Here is a 20,778-nt window from a genome sequence, read left to right as displayed (position 1 = left end):
CATGTACGGACTGATCTGGAGAGTTCTGCCGGGGCCGTGGCCGGTCAAGCTGCTGCAGTCGTTGATTCTCGTCGGCGCCGTGATCGCCCTGCTCAACTGGGTGGTCTTTCCCTGGGTGAACACGCTGGTCGACACGGGCGAAGCGACGGTGGGCTGATGAGCGACATTCTGGTCGTCGACAACTACGACAGCTTCGTCTACACGATCAACGGGTACCTGCAGCAGCTGGGCGCGACGACGACGGTCGTGCGCAACGACGAGCTGCGGGCGAGTGATCTCGACGAGGCGCTGAGCCGCGTCGACGGGCTGCTGGTCTCGCCGGGGCCCGGAACGCCAGCCGATGCCGGTGTGAGCCCTGATGCCATTCGCTGGGCCGCTGCGCACCGTCTGCCCATGCTGGGCGTGTGCCTGGGGCACCAGGCCCTGGCCGAGGTGTACGGGGCGACGGTGTCGAACGCCGAGCAGCTCATGCACGGGCGGCTCTCGACCGTCGTGCACGATGCCGTGCCGTTCTTCGAGGGTGTTCCCGAGCGCTTTCAGGCGACGCGATACCATTCGCTGGCGGTGGTGGATGCCACGGTGCCGCCTGACCTGCGGGTGACGGCCCGCACCGATGACGGCGTCATCATGGCGCTGCAGCATCGCGAGCTGCCGCTGTGGGGGGTGCAGTACCACCCGGAGTCTGTGCTCACCGAGCACGGCTACCGTCAGTTCGGCAACTGGCTCGAGCTGGCCGGTGTCGAGGGCGCCGCAGGGCGTGCAGCCGATCTGAGCCCGCTGATCAACGAGGCGTGAGCCGCGGGGGCGTCTGCGGAATCTTGATGTGAGACTCGCAGCGCGCCCCCGTCGCGCACGTGTTCGGCGGTGCTGCCGTCGATATGGCCTACTGCGCCGGCGGTGACGACGATTCAGGCGCAGGCGTCTCGCTCGACGGTGTCGGTGTCGGTGTCGGCGCACACTTCGAGCTGTCGGCCATGTAGTAGTACAGGATAACTTCGGTTGAGGCGTTCGCAGCCAGCTCGGTGCCCGGCTTCGGGTCAGAGAACTGCACCGTGTACGACGAGGCCTGGCAGCGGCGCACCGGCTGCGGCCGAGCCGAGAGCCCGAGGTCGCGCAGCTGGCTGATCGCGTCATTGATCGGCTTGCCGACCAGGTCTTCTGGGATGACGACGCGGCCGGAAGAGATCTGCAGCCGCACGGAGGTTCCAGAGCGAACCTGGCTCTGCGCGGTGGGCTCGGAGGCGATGACCTGCCCGGTGGGAACGTCGCCGTTGATCGTCTGGGTGATCTGACCCACCTGCAGACCGGCATCGGTCAGCTTCTTGGTGGCCTCATCCTGCGTGAGCTTCGAGACGTCGGGAATGGTGACCATCGGGGCGCCGCTCGATACCTTCACCTGCACGTCGCTTCCGGCGAGAGCCAGCGCACCTGCCGGGGGATCGGTCTCGATGACGCGACCGGGCGAGACGGAGTCGTCGGTCTGATCGACCTTGACCGGGTTCAGTCCGCGGTCTTTCAGCTGCTGCTCTGCTGTCTGGTAGGTGGCCCCGGCCAGGTTCGGAACGGCGACTTGGGCACCCTCAGGGCTGGCGATGCGCGGCTGCAGCAAGGCGAGCCAGAGCACGGCGACGATGCCGATCACGCCCACGCCGATCACGATGGCCCAGATGGTGCCGATGCCGCCTTTGCGCAGCTCGCGATCGATGAAGCGCGACGAGGGGTCGTCGTCTTCGGGGTCGAGGTCGATCGCGTCGTCGATGGGGGAGTCTTCGAGGATCAGCGTGCTCGCGGCGTCATAGCTCGGGCCACGAGTGGGCACGCCCTGCGCCAGTCGATCGACGTCAGCTCGGAAGTCTTCGGCCGTCTGATACCGGCGCGTCGGGTCTTTCGCGAGGGCGCTGAGAATGACGCGGTCGTCGTTCTCGCCGAGGGCGTCGTTGAGGCTGCTCGGGGTCGGTGCGGTCGCGTTCACATGCTGGTAGGCGATCGATGCTGGGCTGTCGCCCTTGAACGGCACACGGCCGACGAGCATCTCGTACAGGACGACACCCACGCTGTAGAGGTCTGAACGGCCGTCGACGCGGTCGCCGCGCGCCTGCTCGGGTGCGAAGTAGAGGGCCGTGCCGACGACCGAACCGGTCTGTGCGACAGTGCCCTCGCTCTCGCTGAGCGCACGCGCCACGCCGAAGTCCATCACCTTGGCATCGCCGCTCGACGTGATCATGATGTTGCCGGGCTTGATGTCACGGTGAATGATGTTCGCCCGGTGCGAGTACTCGAGCGCACGCAGCACCTGATCGGTGATCTTGAGCGCCTCGGCACGGTCGATCGTGCCCTTTGCAAGCTTCTCTTTGAGCGTCTCGCCCTCGACGTACTCCATCACGAGGAAAGGCACCTCTTGCGGGCGCGCGTTCGGCCCGGTGGCGACCATGTCCTGCCCGGCGTCGTACGTGCGCACGATATAGGGGCTGATCATGCGCGCAGCAGCGGTGGTCTCGTTGCGAAAGCGCTTCTGGAAGATCGGATCGTCTGCCAGCTGAGGTCGAAGCAGTTTGATGGCCACGGTTCGGCCAAGACGGGTATCGGTGCCCAGGTACACGTCACCCATGCCACCGTGCCCGATGAGGCGGCCGACTCGGTATCGGCCGCTCAACAACGGCTGTTCACTCATACACCCACCTGTAGACAGTAGATTCCGTCCGTCAGTCTAGCGGAACCTCGGCGAGAACCGTGCGAAGAGCGACCCGACACGGGTCAGAGCGCACCCGAACCCTGCTGATGGCGGCCGGCTCTGGCCGGCGAGAAGACTGTTCAGCTGCACTTGCCCGCCGGTGAGGGGGTTGGCGTGGTCGAAGAGCTCTGCGCTGCCGTCCAGGTGTGCCCGGCGGCCTCGCACGACGCCTTGTCGGTGAACGATGAGGCGGGTGCCGTGTACTTGCCGTACGTGACCGTGATGCTCACCCCGGGCTGGAACGTACCGGCCTCATGACTGAGCACTTTGCCGTCTTGACTCTGCGAGGTCACCGGCTGCTCGACCTGATTGACCGAGAGCCCCTTGCTGTTCAGCTGGGCGCGCACAGCGGCGATGTCTTGCCCGACGAACTCGTCAGCCGCGATGCTCACCGTGCTCTGGGTGGGCGTGGGCGTGGGCGTCGGCGTCTGGGTGCGCGTCGGGGTCGGTGACGGCTTCTCTGAGGGGGTCTCTGAGGGCGTCTCGGTCACCGTCGGGGTCGGTGACGGCGTCTCGGGCTCGCTCTGATTGGCCAGCAGCGCCCAGACGCTGCCACCGGCGACGAGCAGGAGCAGCGCGATCAGCGCGACCAGGGGCCACGTCCATTTGTTGCGCTTCTTCTTCGGCTTGCTTTTTTTCGCATCGTCGACCTGGGTCGCGCTGGCGTCGAGCAGTGGCTGCCCGTTCTGAGTGCCGATGATGGCGGTGGCCGGCTGGGCGGCATCCTGCGTGGTGCCGATCAGCGCGGTCTCGTCGAGCGCCGTGGTCTGCTGACCGGTCGGTGTGACCTGCGGCACCTCCATGGCGGCGGTGCGGATGTCGCCGACGCGCAACGCCTCGGCGGCCTTCGCCAGATGCGTGGCCGACTGCGGGCGGTCGGCGGGGTTCTTGGCGATGCAGCTCATCACGAGCTTGTTCACCGCCGCGGGCACGCTGGTGGGCAGCGGCGGGGGAGTCTCATTGATCTGCGCCATCGCGATGGCCACCTGGCTCTCGCCGGTGAAGGGGCGACGACCGGCCAGGCACTCGTACGCCACGATGCCCAGTGAGTAGATGTCGGTGGCCGGTGACGCGGGATGACCGCTGGCCTGCTCGGGCGAGAGGTACTGCACCGTGCCCATGACCTGCCCGGTGGCGGTCAGCGGCACCTGGTCGGCGATGCGCGCGATGCCGAAATCGGTGATCTTGACGTGGTGGTCGGGCGTGATGAGCAGGTTGCCCGGTTTCACGTCGCGGTGCACGAGGCCCACCTTGTGCGCGGCGGCGAGAGCCTGTGCGGTCTGGGCCACGATGTCGAGCACCTGGTCGACCGGCAGCACGCGTTCGTGCTCGAGCACGTTCGACAGCGGTTCGCCGGGCACGAGCTCCATCACCAGATAGGCGCTGCCCTTCTCTTCGCCGTAGTCGTAGACGCTGGCGATGCCCTCATGGTTCACGAGTGCGGCATGCCGGGCCTCGGCGCGAAAGCGCTCCAGGAACCCGGGATCGCCCATGTACTCGTCTTTCAGGATCTTGATGGCGACGTCGCGACCGATGACCTCGTCATAGGCCTTCCAGACCTCGCCCATTCCGCCGACCGCGATACGGCTCGTGAGCTTGTATCGTGCGCCGTACGTGAGGCCTTCTGTGGGTCTCATCTGTCTAACACCGCCTTCATGATCTTCTGCGCCATGGGAGCCGCCACCCGGTTCGAGCCCTCTGAGTCACCGTAAGAGCCGCCCTCTTCGACCACGACCGCGACTGCGACCTTGGGATCGTTCGCCGGCGCGAAGCCGGTGAACCAGAGATTGTACTGGCTCTCTTTGGTGGTCTCGGCGGTGCCCGTCTTTCCGGCGACCTCAACCCCGTCTATTCTTGCACCTGAAATCTCGCCCGATGAGACATTGTTCACCATCATCGAGGTCAGAGTCTGTGCGTTCTCTGCAGATATCGCCTGGTTGAGCTTCTGCGGAGAGAACTGCTGCGTGACCGACAGATCGCGGCCGCGCACGGCGTCGATCAGCCCGGGCTGCATGCGGGCGCCCTTGTTGCCGATCGTGGCCGAGATCGAGGCGACCTGCAGCGGAGTGACGCGCACGTCGTACTGGCCGAAGCTGGCCAGCTGCAGCTGTGCGGTGCTCATGCCGGTCGGGTAGCGGCTCGCGGTGACGTCGAGCGGAATCTGCTGATTCTCGCCGAAGCCGAAGTCTTTGGCTGTCGAGGCGACTTTGTCTTCGCCCAGCTGCGCCCCGAGCTCGGCGAACGGGATGTTGCACGAGTACTGCAGTGCGGTCTTCAGCGTGGTCTCAGAGCCGCCGTTGCCGCAGGCCCGCCGGGTGACGTTGTAGATCTGCGTGTTCGTGCCGGTCAGCGTGAGCGAACCGGGGTTGGCGAACGTGCTCTCGGGAGTAAACCCGTTCTCGAGCGCCGCAGCCGACATGATCAGTTTGAACGTCGAGCCGGGGGGGTACGTGTCGCCCCCGATCGCACGGTTCACCAGGGGCTTGTCTGACGCCGCATTCAGCTGTTCGAAGACCTGGTTGGCCTGGGCGGTGTCGTTGTCGGCGAGCCCCGCGGCGTCGAAGCCGGGCTTCGAGACCATCGCGAGGATGCGTCCGGTCGAGGGATCCATCGCGACCGCTGCCCCCTTGCGGTCGCCCAGTGCATCCCAGGCGGCCTTCTGCACGGCCGGGTCGATCGTCAGCACCACGTCTGAGCCGCGAGGCTCGGTGCCGTTCACACGATCGACGAGCTGATCGATGGTCTGCCCGCGGCTGGTGCCGGTCAGAGTCAGGTTCTCGGCGCCCTCGAGGCCCGTCGGCGCCAGCGTGTGCGAGTACCAGCCGGTCACGGCCGAGTACATCTCGCCGCCGGGATAGCTGCGCGTGAACCTGTACTGATTGTCGACCGGATCGGACTGCGCGATCACCTGGTTGCCGGCCAGGATGCTGCCGCGCTGCACCTTGAAGCCATCCAGGATGGCGCGAGAGTTTCGAGGATCGCTGTTGAGCTGTTCGCCGAAGATGCCCTGGATCAGACTCGTCGACACGAAGAGCGAGACGAAGAGCAGGAAGACGACGATTGCGACGCGACGCAGGCGCGTGGTCATGAGTGAGCCTCCTTCTCGGCAGGCGACCCGACGGCGGATGCCGGGGCAGCGTCCGTCGCACTGCGCAGGGCTCCGAATCGGTCGGCCTGCGAGCGAATCGAGTCGGTGACGCGCAGCAGCAGCGCCATGATGACCCAGTTGGCCAACAGGCTCGAGCCGCCGGCGGCGAGGAAGGGCGTGGGCAGGCCGGTGAGCGGGATCACCCGTGTGACGCCGCCGACGACGATGAACACCTGCAGGCAGAGCACGAACGACAGGCCGGTGGCCAGCAGACGACCGAAGTCGTCGCTGGCTGTGAAGCCCACGCGCAGGCCGCGGCCGACCAGCAGCAGAAAGAGGCAGAGAATGGCGAAGATGCCGATCAGACCGATCTCTTCGCCGATGCTGGTGAAGATGTAGTCGGAGCGGGCCAACGGGGTGATCTGCGGATAGCCGCGGCCCCAGCCGGTGCCGAACATGCCGCCGTGCGCCTGGCCGAAGAGCCCCTGCACGAGCTGATAGCTGCCGCCGTACTGCTGGTTGTAGAGCGTGTCGTCGAGCGGGTCGATCCAGGCATGGATGCGGCCCTGCACGAGCGGGATGAACCGGTAGGCGGCGAGGCCGCCGGCGACGAACATGAGCAGCCCGATGACTACCCAGCTGGCCAGCCCGGTGGCGACGTAGAGCATCACCAGGAAGAGGCCGAAGTAGAGCAGCGAGGTGCCGAGGTCTTTCTGCACGACCAGCACGGTCATGGCCATCGCCCAGACGACCAGGATCGGCCCGGAGTCTTTGGGGCGCGGGAAGGTCATGCCCGCGAAGCGGCGGCCGGCGGCGGTGATGCTCTCGCCGCGGGCGACCAGATAGCCGGCGAAGAAGACCGCGAGGGTGATCTTGGCGTACTCGCTGGGCTGGAAGGTGATTGGACCGAACTTGACCCAGAGCTCGGCGTTGGTGCCCAGGGAGGTGCCGATGCCCGGGATCATGGGGAGCACCAGCAGCACGATGCTGGCCAGCATGAACACGTAGGTGTACCGCTGCAGCACGCGGTGGTTGCGCAGAGAGTACAGCACGACCGCGGCGATGACGACGGCGGCCGTCGCCCAGAGCGCCTGTCGCAGCGCGGGGGTCGAACCGGTCGACCCCTGTGCGATGTCGATGCGATAGATCGCGATGATGCCGATCGAATTCAGCGTGGCGGCGATCGGCAGGATGATCGGGTCGGCTTTCGAGGCCCGCAGGCGCAACACGATGTGCAGGGCGAGCACGGCGATCCAGAAGACGGCTCCGATGACGAACGGGGGGATGTCGAGTGCGCCGAGTGCGCCGAGCTGGACGGCGGCCAGACCCAGCGCAGAGACGATGGCGCCGAGGATCAACAGCACCAGCTCGATGCCGCGCAGATTCCGGTCGACCAGGCGCAGACTGTGCTGTCGGCTCATTGGGCGACCCCGCTCGTCGTGGCGCGCGGCGACGGGCTGTCGCTCGGGGTGGTCGCGGCGCCCTCAGGATGCGCGGTCAGAGGAGCCTCATCGGGCTCGGCCACCGAGACCGGCCCGGTGCCGTCGTCGGGCTGCGGGCTCGGAGCCGACTGAGTCTGCTCGCCGTCGTCACGTCGGCGGTGCTCGCTGTTCAGCTCGCCGAGTCGGCTGGCGGCTGCGTCGAGAGAGGGAAACGCCACCGTCTCGCGCACCTGCTGCTGGGTGAGCTCGTCGAGATCTGACATCGGAATCTGCGGCAGCCGCGAGTCGTCGACGGTGTGACTGAGCTTGAACGGGCCGACCTGCTGGTTCACGCCCTGGTAGATGACGGCGTAACCGGCGTCTTCGCCGATGTAGTACTGCGTCTGCGTCCAGCGCCACCCGAACCAGCCGCCGAGGGCGATGCCGCCGACGACCAGCACGCTCAGCACGCTGACCACGACCCGGCGCATGATGGTGCGTCGTCTGGTCTCGGCGATCAGCTCGTCGAGGTACTCGTCGGCCTGCGATTCGAACTGGGTGGGTTCGAGACGTCGCGGCTTGAGATGGCTCGCCGCCTCGCGCAGGGCGTGCAGGCTCTGCGCCTTCTGCGTGCGGATGCGGTCGAGGTGGTCGAAACGCACCTCGCGTGCCGCCGCGCCCACGATGACCGGATGCCCGGGAGTGCCATGCGGCGTCGCATCGGGGTCGGCGTCGGGCTCGACCAGCACCACGGTGCAGTTGTCGGGTGCACCGCCCCGCAGCGCGAGCTCAAGCAGATGGGCGCAGGTCATGTCGGCGCTGTCGCCACGTGCGAACGTCTTGGTGATCGCCTCGTCGCCCACCGGCCCGCTCAGGCCGTCGGAGCAGATCAGCAGTCGATCGCCGGGCTCGATGCGCTCGGTGAAGACATCGATGTCGGGGTTGGCCTCGATGTCGCCGAGCACACGCATGATGACCGAGCGCCTGGGGTGTACCAGCGCCTCTTCGGGGGTGATGCGGCCGGCGTCGACCAGGCGCTGCACGAAGGTGTGGTCTTTGGTGAGCTGGGTGAGCTCGCCGTCGCGCCAGCGGTAGATGCGAGAGTCGCCGATATGCGCGATGACGGCGACGTCGTCGACGGCCAGAAACCCCGAGAACGTCGTGCCCATGCCGGTGAGCTCGGGGTAGTCGGCCACGGTCTCGGAGAGCGTCGCGTTCGCCCGGCGCAGCGCCAGCTCGATCGCCTGCGCGGCCTCGTCGACCGTGTCGAAGTGCCGGTCGAGATCGACCAGCGACTGGATGGTGAGCGCCGAGGCGATGTCGCCGCCGGCGTGCCCGCCCATGCCGTCGGCGACGGCGAAGAGGTACTGACCGGCGATGGCCGAATCTTGGTTGTTGCGCCGCACCTTGCCGATGTGGCTCAGTGCGGTTGCTCTCAGCACGGTCATGGGATCAGCCTCGCAGCTCCATGACGGTGGTGCCGATCGTGATGGGCACGCCGATGCCGACCGGCGTCGGCCGTGAGATGCGCTGGCCGCCGACCATCGTGCCGTTGGTCGAGCCGAGATCTTCGACCATCCAGGTCTCGCCCCGCTTCGCCAGCCGAGCATGGTGCGTCGAGGTGTAGTCGTCGCGCAGCACGACGCTCGAGTCGACGCTGCGGCCGAAGGTGAGGGCGTCTTGGGTGAGCGTGAGCTGGCGGCCGCGCACCGGGCCCGCGGTGAACACGAGGTGTGCCGGAGTGCCCGTCGACGAGGCGGCGGATGCCGCGCGCCGACCCGAGGGCGAGGGCGCGGGCGGTGCAGCGGCAGGGGAGGCGACCGCAGCCGAGCCGGCGCTCGCGGCTGCTCCGCGCATCCGCTTGACCTTCGGGCCGAACAGGTCGGAGCGCACGGCCCAGATGACCGAGAAGACGAACAGCCAGAGCAGCACCAGGAACACGGCGCTGATCAGCAGGTAGAGCAGCTCGCCGCTCATCAGCCCACCGCCTTCGGCGCTCGATGATACGAGATCGGGGTCGAACCGACGACGAAGTCGATGGGCTCGGTGAGCTCCAGGGCGGTGATGCGCTGACCGTCGACTTTGGTGCCATTGGTCGAGTGAAGGTCGCGCAGCACGGCGGTGGTGCCGTCCCAGGTCACGCTGGCGTGCTGCTTCGAGACGGCCGAGTCGTTGACGGTGATGTCGCATTCATGGCTGCGGCCGATCGTGGTGACACCGTGATGCAGGGCATGTGACTGCCCCTGCACCTCGAGCACCGGCACCAGGGTGACGTCGCCGACGGTGGTCGAGCCGGTCACGTCGAGCATGCCGACACTCTGACCGGCGTCGGGCACGATGGCCACCGTGAGCGGGCCGGGAAACTGGTAGCCCTGCTGATGGGCGTAGGTGTGCAGGTCGGCGACGAACTGATTCGCCAGTGACGAGCCCTGAGCCTTGAGCCGGTCGAAGTCGGCCTGGCTGATGCGCACGCGCAGGGCGTTCGGCACCAGAATCGTGTCACGCGAGAGGATGCGCGTGTTCGAGTCGAGCTCGCCTTTCAGCGCGGCGAAGATCTCGAGCGGCTGCAGGCGAGAGCGAAACGTCTTGGCGAAAGCGCCGTTGACGGCACGCTCCAAGCCGCGTTCCACGTTATCGAGTAGTCCCACTCGTCTCCTCACACCGATCTGTCGCAGCCATGGTACCCGGTTCAGCTGTGAGAAACGGAGTCGAGTTGCCGTGGGGCATCATTTTCATGCTAATCTGTTCCAGTGCAATCGCGCAGATCGGCCCAGCCGAAGTGCGCAATGCCCGAGTGGCGGAATTGGTAGACGCGCTAGCTTCAGGTGCTAGTGATCGCAAGGTCGTGGGGGTTCAAGTCCCCCCTCGGGCACACCGGCTCATCGCAGTGAGATGAGCGAAACCCCCGGAACCTCAGTGGCTCCGGGGGTTTCTTCGTCTGAGGCCCTCAGTGCCTCTGAGGCCCTCAGTCAGGCCGGCTGCAGCACTGTCTGAGCGGCATCGGTGAGCCGTTCGCCGCTCGCCGGGTCGAAGAGGTGCAGCCTCTGCTCGTCGAAACCGATCGGCACGATGTCGTCGACCGCCGGGTGGGTGCGACCGTCGGTGCGCACCACCAGACGCGTCTGGTCGGCGGAGTGCGGCCCTGCAGTTGGGGAGGAGCCGGGCGTTCCGTGCTGCAGCATGCCGGCAGCGGGTCGAGCCTCGGCGACCCAGTCGAGTGCGGAGTCACTGCTGGGCAGCAGGTCGCCGTACAGGAAGGCCTCAGCGCCCAGCACCTCGACCGAACGCACCAGCAGGCGGGCCTGGGCCCGGTCGGCGGGCACGAGCCGAACATCCTCGGGGCGGATGCCGACCAGAGTGGGGCGACCGTCGCGAACTGGCGCCTCGAAGAGACTCATCGAGGGGGATCCGATGAATCCGGCGACGAATGCGTTCGCCGGGGTGTCGTAGAGCGCCACGGGGGTGCTCAGCTGCTGCAGGGTGCCGTCGCGCAGCACGGCGACGCGATCGCCCATCGTCATGGCCTCAGTCTGATCGTGCGTGACATACACCGTGGTCACACCCAGTTCGCGGGTCAGGGTCGAGATCTCGGCTCGGGTCTGAACGCGCAGACGGGCGTCGAGGTTCGACAGCGGCTCGTCCATGAGAAACACCTTGGGCTCGCGCACGATGGCGCGGCCCATCGCCACCCGCTGGCGCTGGCCACCGGAGAGGGCCTTCGGCTTGCGTTCGAGCATTTCTGTCAAGTCGAGCATCTCGGCCGCGCGACGAACCTTCGCCTCGCGGTCGACGCGGTTGACCTTCGCCAGCTTGAGCGCGAAGCCCATGTTCTCGGCGACGGTCATGTGGGGGTACAGAGCGTAGTTCTGGAAGACCATCGCGATGTCGCGGTCTTTGGGGTCGACGCTGGTGACGTCGCGCCCACCGATGCAGATGCGACCGTCGGTCACCTGCTCGAGCCCGGCGAGCATGCGCAGGGTCGTCGACTTGCCGCAGCCTGACGGGCCGACGAGCACGAGGAACTCGCCGTCGGGGATGCTCAGCTGCAGGTCATTCACCGAGGGGGCATCAGCACCTGGGTAGACACAGCTGACATGGTCGAACAGCACGGATGACATCGGGCTCCAATCGCGGCGAACGGGTGCGCATCAGAACGAGGGCGCACGCTGAGCACGAAGATAGCGGCCGCACTCAAGCATTCCGTGAACCTGCGGTGAACGATCTTGAAGGTTTGGTGAACGAAGGTGAACTCTGTCTGACTGGCTGCTGAAAGTGGGCAGAGACCCAGACGCACGTTTCTAAGCTGACTCGGTGTCAGCGCTCTTTTCGACAGCAGAGCGCCTCGAACATCAGGAGCCTTCATTGAGTGTGACCTCTGTCTCAGAGCGTGTCGCCGCGGGTCGATCCGACCGCCGGCCCGGGCCTCACGGCACCGAGCCTCGCCGCTCGCGGCGGCGATACAAGTGGAGCGACATCGGGCTCTTTCTGTTGCTGGCCGGCCCGAACGTGGCGCTGCTGGCGCTCTTCGTCTACCGCCCCCTGCTGCAGAGCTTCAGCTATTCGCTGCTGCAGTGGAACGTCGGGTCGCAGGTCGCGCAGTTCGTCGGCCTGCAGAACTACGTCAACTGGTTCACCGCGCCGTCGACCGCACAGATCATGCTGAACACGACGATCTTCACGGTGGTGACCGTGGTCGGCGGGATGGTGTTGGGCCTCGGCCTCGCACTTGTTCTGAACCGCAAACTGCGGGGACACACGGTCGTGCGAACCGTCAGCTTCGCCCCATACGTGCTCAGCGGCGTGGCCGTCGGGCTGCTCTGGCTCTTCATCTTCGACCCCCGCTACGGCGTGCTGGCATCGGTGCTGGGTGCCGTCGGGCTGCCGTCGCCCGACTGGTACAACTCGTCGCCGTGGCCCCTGATCATGCTGATGATCGTCTACATCTGGAAGAACGTCGGCTACGTGGCCCTGATCTATCTGGCAGGTCTGCAGGCGATTCCGCACGAGGTGTTCGAGGCCGCCGCACTTGACGGCGCCACTCGCGGTCAGACGACGCGGCGCGTGGTGATCCCACTGCTCAGCTCGACCACGTTCTTCTTGAGCATCACCACCCTGCTCAGCTCGCTGCAGTCGTTCGATCTGATTCAGGCGATGACACGTGGCGGGCCGGTCGGGTCGACCACGACCCTCATGTACCAGATCTATCAGGAGGGCTTCGTCAACGGCCGAGCCGGATTCGCCTCTGCCGTCGCAACCGTCCTCTTCTTCATTCTGCTCGTGATCACGATCATTCAGCTGGTGGTCATGGAGCGAAAGGTGAACTTCTGATGAGCACCCCCACGATCACCGAGCCCCGGTCGAGCGCCGACTATCTCGAGGCCGAAGCCGTGCAGACCAGCCTGACGCGTGCGTCGGAATCGCGTGACGGCGCGCCGCGGGGCGGGCTTCTGCGCCATCTCGACCTCGGCTCGTACCTCGTCATGATCATCGCCGCCGCCATCATGGTGTTTCCGCTGATCTGGATGGTGGTGTCGAGCTTCAAAGAGCAGAATGAGATCTTCACGATCCCGTTGCAGTGGCTGCCGAGCAGTCTGCAGTTCGGCAACTATGCCGAAGTCGCCGACACCCTTCCGATCGGGCGCCTGTTCGTCAACAGCGTGCTGGTGACGATTCTCGGATCGGGACTCAAAGTGCTCTTGGGGCTCACCACGGCATATGCCCTGGTGTTCATCCGTTTCCCGTTCAAGCGAACGATCTTCGTGATCGTGCTGGCTGCGCTGATGGTTCCGCAGCAGATCACGATCATCCCGAACTACACCTTGGTGGCCTCGCTGGGATGGGTCAACACCTATCAGGGCATCGTCGTGCCCGGCCTGGCCAGTGCGTTCGGCACCTTTCTCTTCAGACAGCACTTCATGACGCTGCCCAAGTCGGTGCTCGAATCGGCCGAGGTCGACGGCGCCGGCCACTGGCGGCGCCTCTGGGGCTTCGTCGTGCCGATGTCTGCGCCGACGATCGTCGCGGTGACCCTGGTCTCGATCGTCACCGAGTGGAACGAGTACCTGTGGCCGCTGCTGATCATCGACAAACCCGACATGATGACGCTGCCGGTCGGGCTCACCCTGCTGCAGAACGTCGACGGATCGAATAACTGGGGTGTGATCCTCGCTGCCACGGTGATCGTCACGCTGCCGGTGCTGGCCGTCTTCCTGGCGATGCAGAAGCGCCTGGTCGCCGGTCTCACGGCCGGTGCGGTCAAAGGATGACCGCCGACTCCGAGACCCGCCGACGCACTCTGCCCACCCGACCTCTTCCACCAGCCAGCAATGGCATCCACACCACCCAGCAACACCCCCTCTCGAACAGGAGCGCAGTTACCAAATGAAATCCGCGATTCCAGCATCCTTCGCCAGCCGACAGGTGAGCCGCCGCAGCGTGCTCGCCGCCGGACTGTTCGGTGCCGCCGGCCTCGGCCTGGCCGCCTGCTCGGGGCCCTCGGTCGGAGCAACAGGCACGACGCAGACCGACACCACCGACTGGTCGAAAGTGACCCCGGCAGACAAGATCACCTGGTGGAGCAACCACCCGGGCAAGTCGCAGGACATCGAGAATCAGCTGATCGCGAAGTTCAACGAGAAGCACCCCGAGATTCAGGTGGAGCTGGTCACCGCCGGCAAAGACTACGACGAGGTCGCGGCGAAGTTCCAGGCGGCATCCTCAGGCGACAACATTCCCGATCTGGTGATCGCGAGTGACGTCTGGTGGTTCCGCTACTTCATCAACGGCCAGCTGCTGCCGCTCGACGGCGTGCTCGCACAGGTCGGCACCGAGCTCGACGACTACAACTCCACACTCCTGAGCGACTACAAGTACCAGGACCAGCTGTGGGCGCTGCCCTATGCGCGCTCGACGCCGCTGTTCTACTACAACAAGAGTGCCTGGCAGCAGGCCGGCCTTCCCGACCGCGGGCCCGCCACCTGGGACGAGTTCGAGGAGTGGGCACCGAAGCTGAACGCGGTCTCGAAGAGCGGCCAGGCGCTTGCGCTGGGCAAGGGCACCTCATGGGCCGCCTGGTGGTTCTGCAACATCATGTGGGGCCAGGGCGGGCGCTACTCGGACGACTGGGATCTCAAGCTCACCAGTTCAGAGACCGAGGCTGCCGGCGAGTACCTGCGCAAGCTGATTCACGAGCAGAAGTTCGCGGCCATCGCGACCGAGCAGGACACCGACTTCGGGGCCGGGGCGTTCCCCTGCACCCTGAGCTCGACGGGGTCGCTGGGCGGCATTCTCAAGAGCGCGAACTTCGAGGTGGGTACGGCGTTCCTGCCCGACGGGCCACAGGGCGGAGGCTGCCCGACCGGCGGAACCGGCATCGGTATCCCCGCGAAGAGCACGCCCGAGCGCCAGCTCGCCGCTGCGACGTTCCTCAGCTTCATCACCGAACCCGACAACACCGCGCTGTTCTCGGCGGGCACGGGATACATCCCGGTGCGCACCTCGGCGATTCAGAGTGATTCGGTGCAGCAGCTGCTGTCGACCAAGCCGCAGTTCAAGACGGCCATCGACCAGCTGGCGCAGAAGAGCCGTTCGCAGGATTGGGCCCGCGTGTTCGTGCCCGGCGGCGACAAGATCCTCACCGACGGCATCGAGCAGATCATGGTGAACAACACCCCGGCTGCGCAGGCCTTCGAGGCGATCACGCCGCAGCTGCAGCAGGCCTACGACGAGAACGTCAAGCCGTATCTGAAGAACTGACCAGAGCTGTGAGCGCCGTGCGGCGGTGACGAGCACGGGGCTTGACTGCGGGGCGCGGTTCTGCCCGAGCGGGCACGGTTTTGTCGGCACTACGGTGATTCTGACGGAACCGTGCCCGCTCTGGCGGAACGGCGCCTGCTGTCGGTGCTGGTGCTGGTGCTGCGCGGTGCTGCTGGTGCGGTGCTGGCGGTGAGGCGAGACGACTGAGAGAGCTGAGAGACAGAGAGATGACAAGACGTACCAGGTGGGGCGAGAACCAGGCGGCACCGACGATCATCGGGCACCGCGGCGCGAGCAGCGAGGCGCCTGAGAACACGATCGCGGCCTTCGATGCCGCGGTGGATGCTGCAGCGCGCGAATCGGGCCCGGAAGCGCCCGCCTGGATCGAGCTCGATCTGCAGCACACCGCTGACGGCGAGGTCGTGGTGATCCATGACGATGAACTCGATCGCACGACATCGGGGCAGGGCGCCGTCTCGGCACACACCTTGGTCGAGGTGCGCACGCTGGACGCCGGCAGCTGGCGCGATGCCGCGTTCGGCGACCAGCGCATCCCCACGCTCACGGAGCTGGTCGAATGGACCGCCGCCAACCCGACCGCCCACGTGCTCGTCGAGTACAAGGGTGCGTGGTCGCCGCAGCAGATCACGCCGACCGTCGCACGGTTCGAGGCAGCGGGAGTGGGCGAGCGGCTGGTGCTGCAGAGCTTCGACCCGAGCACGGTGCGCGCACTGCAGCTGCGTGCCGGCGACTACGCGCGTGGACTGCTGATCGATGAGACTGCGCACTATCTCGACATCGAGATCGCCGAGCTGCTGGGCGTCTCGGCGGTGAACCCGCACTGGAGGCGTGCGCTCGCCGACCCGAATCTGGTGCGGGCGGTGCACGAGCGGCTGGGCGCCCAGATGGCGGTGTGGACGCCGGACGAGCCCGCCGACTGGGATGCGCTGGCTGCGGCCGGGGTGGATGCGATCATCACGAATCGGCCGAGACAGGCTCACCGCCACCTGGGCTCCCGCTGAGGCGGAGGAGCCCGGTGACGGTGAGTGCGGGCGACGTGGCCGATCAGCGATCTGACACGTCGCCCGCATGGTGCCTAACGAGTCGACTCGTCGTCTTCGGGAGAGTTCGTGCCGGAACTCTTCTTCGCGGCGTCAAGCGGATTCGGGTTGCCTGACGCGATGTTCGCCTCGTGCACCTCGCGGGCGATCGTGACCTCTGGCGCCTCGACGCCTGCGGCCTCGGCTTCGGCGAGCTCGTCGGCCAGCGGTCGATTCGCGACCACGGGGAACGCACCGGTGAAGCCGATGCGCTCGGTGGCGATGCGCTTGACTTCGGAGCGGCAGGCGTACCAGCCGATCACCAGCAGCGGGATCACGACGACCATCGAGGCGAGGGTGAACGTGCCGGTCGGATAGTCGAGACCGATCAGCACGATGACGAGCAGCAGGAACGCGAGCGTCGCGTAGTTCGTATATGGCGCACCAGGCATACGGAACTTCGGGCGACGGTACAGACCCTGCTTCGCCAGCTGGTAGTAGCGCAGATGTGCCAGGGTGATCGTCGCCCAGCCCGAGATGATGCCGATCGAGGCGAGGTTCAGCACGATCTCGAAGGCTTGCTCGGGAACGAACATGTTGAGCACGACACCCAGCAGCGTGACGACCGCGGTCAGCAGGATGCCGCCGTAGGGAACGCCCTGGGGAGAGATCTTCTGGGCGAACTTCGGCGCCGAGCCGGCCATCGACATGGAGTGCAGGATGCGACCGGTCGAGTACATGCCGGCGTTCAAGGACGACAGCGCCGCAGTGAGCACGACAAGCTCCATGATCGGCGCGGCCGCGTCGATGCCGATGTGGCTGAAGAAGGTCACGAACGGGCTCTCACCCGCGCTGTAGGCGGTGTAGGGCAGCAGCAGTACGAGCAGCAGCACCGAGCCCACATAGAACACGGCGATGCGGACGATCACAGTGTTGATCGCCTTGGGGATCACGGTGCGGGCGTCTTTCGTCTCACCGGAGGTCGTGCCGACCAGCTCGATGCCCGCGTAGGCGAACACGACGCCCTGCATGATCACGAGAGCCGGCAGGATGCCGTTCGGGAACATCCCGCCGTTCTCGAAGATCAGCGTGAAGCCGCGCGGGTCGCCGGTTGGCGTGCCGAAGATCACGAAGATGACGCCGAGCACCAGGAAGATCACCAGGGCACTGACCTTGATCAGGGCGAACCAGAACTCCATCTCGCCGAAGACCTTCACCGAGATGAGGTTCATGCCCACCACGATGATCAGGGCCAGCAGCGCGATGGTCCACTGCGGAATCGACTGGATGAACGCCGAGTACTGGCCGAACCACTTGACGTAGATCGCGATGGCCGTCACGTCGACGATCGAGGTCGTCGCCCAGTTGACCCAGTACATCCAGCCGCTGATGAAGGCCGCCTTCTCGCCGAAGAACTCTCGGGCATACGAGACGAACGATCCGGACGACGGCCGGTGCACGACCAGTTCGCCGAGTGCGCGCAGAATGAGGTATGCGAATATGCCGCAGAATGCATAAATCAGCAGCAGGGACGGCCCGGCCTGGGCGAGACGACCGCCGGCGCCGAGGAAGAGCCCGGTGCCGATCGCGCCGCCGATGGCGATCATCTGCAGCTGCCGCGCGCCGAGGCCCTTGTGGAAGCCGGCCTCCTCTTCGATGAAGATGTTCTCTTCGGAGGCAGCTGTGCTGGAGCTGTTCGAAGCCGGCGGCAGTCCACCGGACGGTGACGTGTGCTGTGTCATTGGTTCTCTCCCTCTTGTGTCATCTGTGGTTCGTCAGGATGACGTCTTTCACCTGCTCGAGATGGAAGCGCATGGCGTCTTCCGCCTCGATGACAGACCCTTGTGCGATCGCGGCGACGATGCTGCGGTGCTCGTGCTCGGACGGTCGGCGGCGGTTCGAGCTCTCGTTCACGTGCGCGGACTGCACAGCCAGCGCAGACTTGATGCTGTGCAGAATGGTCACGAAGATCCGGTTGCCGGAAGCCTCGGCGATAGCGTCATGCAGCTCCGTGTCCTGCCGCACCCATTTCTGCGGGTCATCGGTTGCCTGCATGCTCTCGACGAGAGCCTGCAGACGCTCGAGATCTTGTTCCGAGCGCCGGACGGCGGCGAGACCCGCCGCCGGGACCTCGATGTGCGGGCGGGCCTCGATCAGATCTGTGGCGCTGAAGTCACCGAAGTCGATGCGGGAAGCCGGCTGAGTGGCGACGACGAAGGTGCCGACTCCGACTCGAGTGGCCGTCGTGCCGCGCACCTCCATGACACGCAGGGCCTCGCGGACGGCGGAACGACTGACCCCGAACCTCGCGGCCAGCGCAGACTCAGACGGCAGGCGCTGACCGACGGCGATCACTCCGGCGCCGATCGCGTGCTCGAGATTCTGCTGCACGTACTCGGTGGCGCCGAGTCGTGCGGCTGGAAGGTGTCCAGCAGTCTGGCTGTCTGACAGGTTCATGACACCCATCATGGAGTGGGCGCGTTTCGTCAGTGTTACTTGGCCAGATCGGGCGCGTTGCATGCCCAGAGCACGCCAAGCGACCTCGTCTGGGATCCGAAAAGGCGGTGCGCAGGGCGCGAGGCCTACTTCTTCTTGAAGAGCCCGCGGATCACCTCGCGCACCACGGTCTGGAACGTGCGGGACTTCACCACATCGTCGATCACATCGGCCACACCGTGCTCTTTGGAGGTTCGGGACCCTGAGCGCGAGGTCGAACGAGACTCGCGCTCGCGAGCGGCCTCATCGCGCTGGCGCTCGCGTTCCGCTCGGTCGGCGGCTTTGGCATCCGCATCGGCCTGCTTGGCGGCCGCCGCGTCAGCCGCAGCCTGCGATGCGGCGTCGATGCGGCCCTGCAGCTTCGCGGCGGCGCCCTCGGTCTGCGCGGGGGCACCGTATTTCGCCTGCAGGGGCGAGGCGGCGATGGCCTGCGCCATGGCATCCGCGGGCATGGGATTCATCGAGCCCTGGGGAGCGCGCACCCGGGTCCAGGCCACCGGCGTCGGCGCGCCCTTGTCATTGATCACAGTGACGATCGCCTCGCCGGTGCCCAGCTGCGTGAGCACCTCGCCGAGGTCGTACTCGCTGGTGGGGTAGGTCGAGACCGTCGCCTTCAGCGCCTTCGCGTCGTCAGGGGTGTGCGCGCGAAGCGCATGCTGGATGCGGCTGCCGAGCTGGCCGAGCACGTCGCCGGGCACGTCTTTCGGGGTCTGCGTGACGAAGAAGATGCCGACGCCCTTCGAGCGGATCAGGCGAACGGTCTGCGTGATCGTCTCGACGAAGTTCTTCGACGCGCCCTTGAAGAGCAGGTGCGCCTCGTCGAAGAAGAAGACCAGCTTGGGCTTGTCCTGGTCGCCGACCTCGGGCAGCGCGCGGAAGAGCTCGGTGAGCAGATACATGAGGAACGTCGAGAACACCGCGGGGCGATCCTGCACACCGGGCACCTCGAGCATGCTGACCACACCGAACTCGGTCGTCGCGCCGTCTGGGCCGGGTGCCGTGCTGGTGCGCAGAAAGTCGGTCACCTCGACGGCGGGCTGGCCGAAGAACACGTCGGCGCCCTGGCCGGCGAAGTTCACGATCTCACGCAGAATCACGCCTGCGGTCTGCGGTGAGAGGCCGCCGATGCCCTTGAGGTCGGCCTTGCCTTCGTCGCCGGTGAGCCAGGCGAGCAGCGTGCGCAGGTCGTCGAGGGTGATCAGCGGCAGGTCGTTCTGCTTGGCATGGTGGAAGACCAGGCCGAGGCTCGACTCCTGCGTCTCGTTCAGATCGAGCACGCGGGCGAGCAGCGTCGGGCCGAAGCCCTCGACCGTCGCGCGCAGCGGCACGCCCTGGCCGACGCCGCCCAGTGAGAAGAACTCTGTGGGCGTGGCGACGGGGTGCCAGTCCTGGCCGATGCCCTGCGTGCGTGCGGTGAGCTTGTCACTGGGAGTGCCGGCGACGGCGAGGCCGGAGAGATCGCCTTTGATGTCTGCGGCGAAGACGGGCACGCCGTTGGCGGCGATCTGCTCGGCCAGGCCCTGCAGCGTCTTCGTCTTGCCGGTGCCGGTGGCGCCTGCGATGAGGCCGTGGCGGTTCAGCATGCCGAGCGGTATGCGCACCTGCACGTCTGCGAGCGGGTCGCCGTTGACCAGCGCCCCGATGTCGAGGGTGGTGCCCTCGAAGGTGTAGCCGGCCCTGACCGCGTCGACGGCCTTCTGCGAGAGCGGGCCGGTGGAGGCTGGGGCCGCTGGGGTTTGTGGTGTTTGTGGTGCTTGTGGTGCTTGTGGTGCTTGTGGTGCGGCTGGCTCGGTGGTCTCGGTGGTCTCGGTGGTCTCGGCCGGCTCTTCGGCTGGTTCGGGCGCCGGTGCCGTGGGTGTTGTGGCTTTGGCGAGCTCTGGCGTCTCTTGACCTGCAGCTGGGGTCTCGTCAGCGGGCTGTTCGGTGTTGTTCTCGGCCATTCTGCAAGTCTACTCAGCGGTATGGGCGGCCGGTGGGGGGGGGGGAGTGTGCGGGGGCGTGCACCGTGGGTGCTCGTTCGTGGGTGGTCGGGTGAGAGCGAGCCGGCGAGGGCATACCCACGAGGTTGCCCGAAGGTGCGGTGCTGGTGCCGAGGTTGCCCGAAGGTGCGGATATGAACCGGCGGTTTCAGGTGGTGAGTGCAACATGTTCTTTTGGAGGGTGTTGTGCGGCATGTGGGGTTGGTTGAGCGGGTTGGTGTGATCGAGCGGGTGCTCGCGGGTGAGCGTGTGGAGGATGTTGTCGCTG

General features: G+C 66.4%; 17 protein-coding genes and 1 tRNA gene. 7 read left to right on the top strand and 11 right to left on the bottom strand.

The window, feature by feature from the left end:
* Nucleotide 1 precedes the first annotated feature (1 nt).
* Nucleotides 2-157, top strand: coding sequence for a hypothetical protein (locus LRX77_RS03720; protein ID WP_231831541.1), 156 nt, complete (start codon nt 2-4; stop codon nt 155-157).
* Nucleotides 157-795 (top strand): anthranilate synthase component II, encoded by a 639-nt coding sequence (locus tag LRX77_RS03715; RefSeq protein WP_231831540.1) that lies wholly within the window; start codon nt 157-159, stop codon nt 793-795. Before LRX77_RS03720 ends, LRX77_RS03715 begins: the two co-directional genes overlap by 1 nt.
* Nucleotides 796-883: 88 nt before the next feature.
* Here LRX77_RS03715 and pknB read toward each other — a convergent pair whose 3' ends face one another.
* The 7 genes from pknB to LRX77_RS03680 form a co-directional block, all read right to left on the bottom strand.
* Entirely contained in the window at nt 884-2,671 is a 1,788-nt protein-coding gene (pknB, locus tag LRX77_RS03710; RefSeq protein ID WP_231831538.1) for a Stk1 family PASTA domain-containing Ser/Thr kinase, read from the bottom strand.
* A 140-nt stretch (nt 2,672-2,811) separates the two neighbouring features.
* The gene (locus LRX77_RS03705) at nt 2,812-4,368 is read right to left on the bottom strand and encodes a serine/threonine-protein kinase (RefSeq protein ID WP_231831537.1); all 1,557 of its coding nucleotides are present in this window, start codon (nt 4,366-4,368) and stop codon (nt 2,812-2,814) included.
* Complete coding sequence (locus LRX77_RS03700; RefSeq protein WP_231831536.1) at nt 4,365-5,819, bottom strand: peptidoglycan D,D-transpeptidase FtsI family protein; 1,455 nt, start codon at nt 5,817-5,819, stop codon at nt 4,365-4,367. The genes LRX77_RS03705 and LRX77_RS03700 overlap by 4 nt, the downstream gene beginning before the upstream one ends.
* Nucleotides 5,816-7,240 (bottom strand): FtsW/RodA/SpoVE family cell cycle protein, encoded by a 1,425-nt coding sequence (locus LRX77_RS03695; RefSeq protein WP_231831535.1) that lies wholly within the window; start codon nt 7,238-7,240, stop codon nt 5,816-5,818. The genes LRX77_RS03700 and LRX77_RS03695 overlap by 4 nt, the downstream gene beginning before the upstream one ends.
* Complete coding sequence (locus LRX77_RS03690) at nt 7,237-8,688, bottom strand: PP2C family protein-serine/threonine phosphatase (RefSeq protein WP_231831534.1); 1,452 nt, start codon at nt 8,686-8,688, stop codon at nt 7,237-7,239. The genes LRX77_RS03695 and LRX77_RS03690 overlap by 4 nt, the downstream gene beginning before the upstream one ends.
* Nucleotides 8,689-8,692: 4 nt before the next feature.
* On the bottom strand, nt 8,693-9,217 hold the full coding sequence (locus LRX77_RS03685) for an FHA domain-containing protein FhaB/FipA (RefSeq protein ID WP_231831532.1): 525 nt from the start codon (nt 9,215-9,217) through the stop codon (nt 8,693-8,695).
* Entirely contained in the window at nt 9,217-9,888 is a 672-nt protein-coding gene (locus LRX77_RS03680; protein ID WP_231831530.1) for an FhaA domain-containing protein, read from the bottom strand. The genes LRX77_RS03685 and LRX77_RS03680 overlap by 1 nt, the downstream gene beginning before the upstream one ends.
* A 140-nt stretch (nt 9,889-10,028) precedes the next feature.
* Here LRX77_RS03680 and LRX77_RS03675 point away from each other — a divergent pair.
* A tRNA-Leu gene (locus LRX77_RS03675) sits at nt 10,029-10,112 on the top strand.
* A 97-nt stretch (nt 10,113-10,209) separates the two neighbouring features.
* Here the strand turns inward: LRX77_RS03675 and LRX77_RS03670 are convergent.
* Entirely contained in the window at nt 10,210-11,358 is a 1,149-nt protein-coding gene (locus LRX77_RS03670; RefSeq protein ID WP_231831529.1) for an ABC transporter ATP-binding protein, read from the bottom strand.
* Nucleotides 11,359-11,608: 250 nt separating this feature from the next.
* Between LRX77_RS03670 and LRX77_RS03665 the strand changes: the two genes are divergently transcribed.
* The 4 genes from LRX77_RS03665 to LRX77_RS03650 all read left to right on the top strand — a co-directional run bounded on the left by LRX77_RS03665 (nt 11,609) and on the right by LRX77_RS03650 (nt 16,017).
* Nucleotides 11,609-12,568 (top strand): carbohydrate ABC transporter permease, encoded by a 960-nt coding sequence (locus LRX77_RS03665; RefSeq protein WP_442961612.1) that lies wholly within the window; start codon nt 11,609-11,611, stop codon nt 12,566-12,568.
* Nucleotides 12,568-13,506, top strand: coding sequence for a carbohydrate ABC transporter permease (locus tag LRX77_RS03660; RefSeq protein ID WP_442961603.1), 939 nt, complete (start codon nt 12,568-12,570; stop codon nt 13,504-13,506). Before LRX77_RS03665 ends, LRX77_RS03660 begins: the two co-directional genes overlap by 1 nt.
* 115 nt (nt 13,507-13,621) lie before the next feature.
* The gene (locus tag LRX77_RS03655) at nt 13,622-14,995 is read left to right on the top strand and encodes an ABC transporter substrate-binding protein (protein ID WP_231831526.1); all 1,374 of its coding nucleotides are present in this window, start codon (nt 13,622-13,624) and stop codon (nt 14,993-14,995) included.
* 227 nt (nt 14,996-15,222) lie between these two features.
* Nucleotides 15,223-16,017, top strand: coding sequence for a glycerophosphodiester phosphodiesterase (locus LRX77_RS03650; protein ID WP_231831525.1), 795 nt, complete (start codon nt 15,223-15,225; stop codon nt 16,015-16,017).
* Nucleotides 16,018-16,091: 74 nt separating this feature from the next.
* On the opposite strand, the gene LRX77_RS03645 is transcribed toward LRX77_RS03650, so the two are convergent.
* From LRX77_RS03645 to LRX77_RS03635, 3 genes are all read right to left on the bottom strand, one after another.
* Nucleotides 16,092-17,777: an amino acid permease gene (locus tag LRX77_RS03645; RefSeq protein WP_231831523.1), complete on the bottom strand. Its 1,686-nt coding sequence runs from the start codon at nt 17,775-17,777 to the stop codon at nt 16,092-16,094.
* A 19-nt stretch (nt 17,778-17,796) separates the two neighbouring features.
* Nucleotides 17,797-18,492, bottom strand: a complete 696-nt coding sequence (locus LRX77_RS03640) for a FadR/GntR family transcriptional regulator (protein WP_231831522.1) — start codon at nt 18,490-18,492, stop codon at nt 17,797-17,799.
* Nucleotides 18,493-18,617: 125 nt separating this feature from the next.
* Entirely contained in the window at nt 18,618-20,471 is a 1,854-nt protein-coding gene (locus LRX77_RS03635) for a helicase HerA-like domain-containing protein (RefSeq protein ID WP_231831520.1), read from the bottom strand.
* Nucleotides 20,472-20,778: the final 307 nt, after the last annotated feature.

This window comes from Pseudoclavibacter sp. 13-3 (assembly GCF_021168475.1).
Taxonomy (GTDB): Bacteria; Actinomycetota; Actinomycetes; order Actinomycetales; family Microbacteriaceae; genus Pseudoclavibacter_A.
Note: the sequence above shows the minus strand (reverse complement) of the source record. Positions and strands in the feature narration are given on the sequence as shown.

What these genes read in the sequence shown, in the direction of transcription:
- LRX77_RS03720 (WP_231831541.1), top strand. Translation starts at nt 2, where the DNA reads ATGTACGGACTGATCTGGAGAGTTCTGCCGGGGCCGTGGCCGGTCAAG.
- LRX77_RS03715 (WP_231831540.1), top strand. Translation starts at nt 157, where the DNA reads ATGAGCGACATTCTGGTCGTCGACAACTACGACAGCTTCGTCTACACG.
- pknB (WP_231831538.1), bottom strand. Translation starts at nt 2,671, where the DNA reads ATGAGTGAACAGCCGTTGTTGAGCGGCCGATACCGAGTCGGCCGCCTC.
- LRX77_RS03705 (WP_231831537.1), bottom strand. Translation starts at nt 4,368, where the DNA reads ATGAGACCCACAGAAGGCCTCACGTACGGCGCACGATACAAGCTCACG.
- LRX77_RS03700 (WP_231831536.1), bottom strand. Translation starts at nt 5,819, where the DNA reads ATGACCACGCGCCTGCGTCGCGTCGCAATCGTCGTCTTCCTGCTCTTC.
- LRX77_RS03695 (WP_231831535.1), bottom strand. Translation starts at nt 7,240, where the DNA reads ATGAGCCGACAGCACAGTCTGCGCCTGGTCGACCGGAATCTGCGCGGC.
- LRX77_RS03690 (WP_231831534.1), bottom strand. Translation starts at nt 8,688, where the DNA reads ATGACCGTGCTGAGAGCAACCGCACTGAGCCACATCGGCAAGGTGCGG.
- LRX77_RS03685 (WP_231831532.1), bottom strand. Translation starts at nt 9,217, where the DNA reads ATGAGCGGCGAGCTGCTCTACCTGCTGATCAGCGCCGTGTTCCTGGTG.
- LRX77_RS03670 (WP_231831529.1), bottom strand. Translation starts at nt 11,358, where the DNA reads ATGTCATCCGTGCTGTTCGACCATGTCAGCTGTGTCTACCCAGGTGCT.
- LRX77_RS03660 (WP_442961603.1), top strand. Translation starts at nt 12,568, where the DNA reads ATGAGCACCCCCACGATCACCGAGCCCCGGTCGAGCGCCGACTATCTC.
- LRX77_RS03655 (WP_231831526.1), top strand. Translation starts at nt 13,622, where the DNA reads ATGAAATCCGCGATTCCAGCATCCTTCGCCAGCCGACAGGTGAGCCGC.
- LRX77_RS03650 (WP_231831525.1), top strand. Translation starts at nt 15,223, where the DNA reads ATGACAAGACGTACCAGGTGGGGCGAGAACCAGGCGGCACCGACGATC.
- LRX77_RS03645 (WP_231831523.1), bottom strand. Translation starts at nt 17,777, where the DNA reads ATGACACAGCACACGTCACCGTCCGGTGGACTGCCGCCGGCTTCGAAC.
- LRX77_RS03640 (WP_231831522.1), bottom strand. Translation starts at nt 18,492, where the DNA reads ATGAACCTGTCAGACAGCCAGACTGCTGGACACCTTCCAGCCGCACGA.
- LRX77_RS03635 (WP_231831520.1), bottom strand. Translation starts at nt 20,471, where the DNA reads ATGGCCGAGAACAACACCGAACAGCCCGCTGACGAGACCCCAGCTGCA.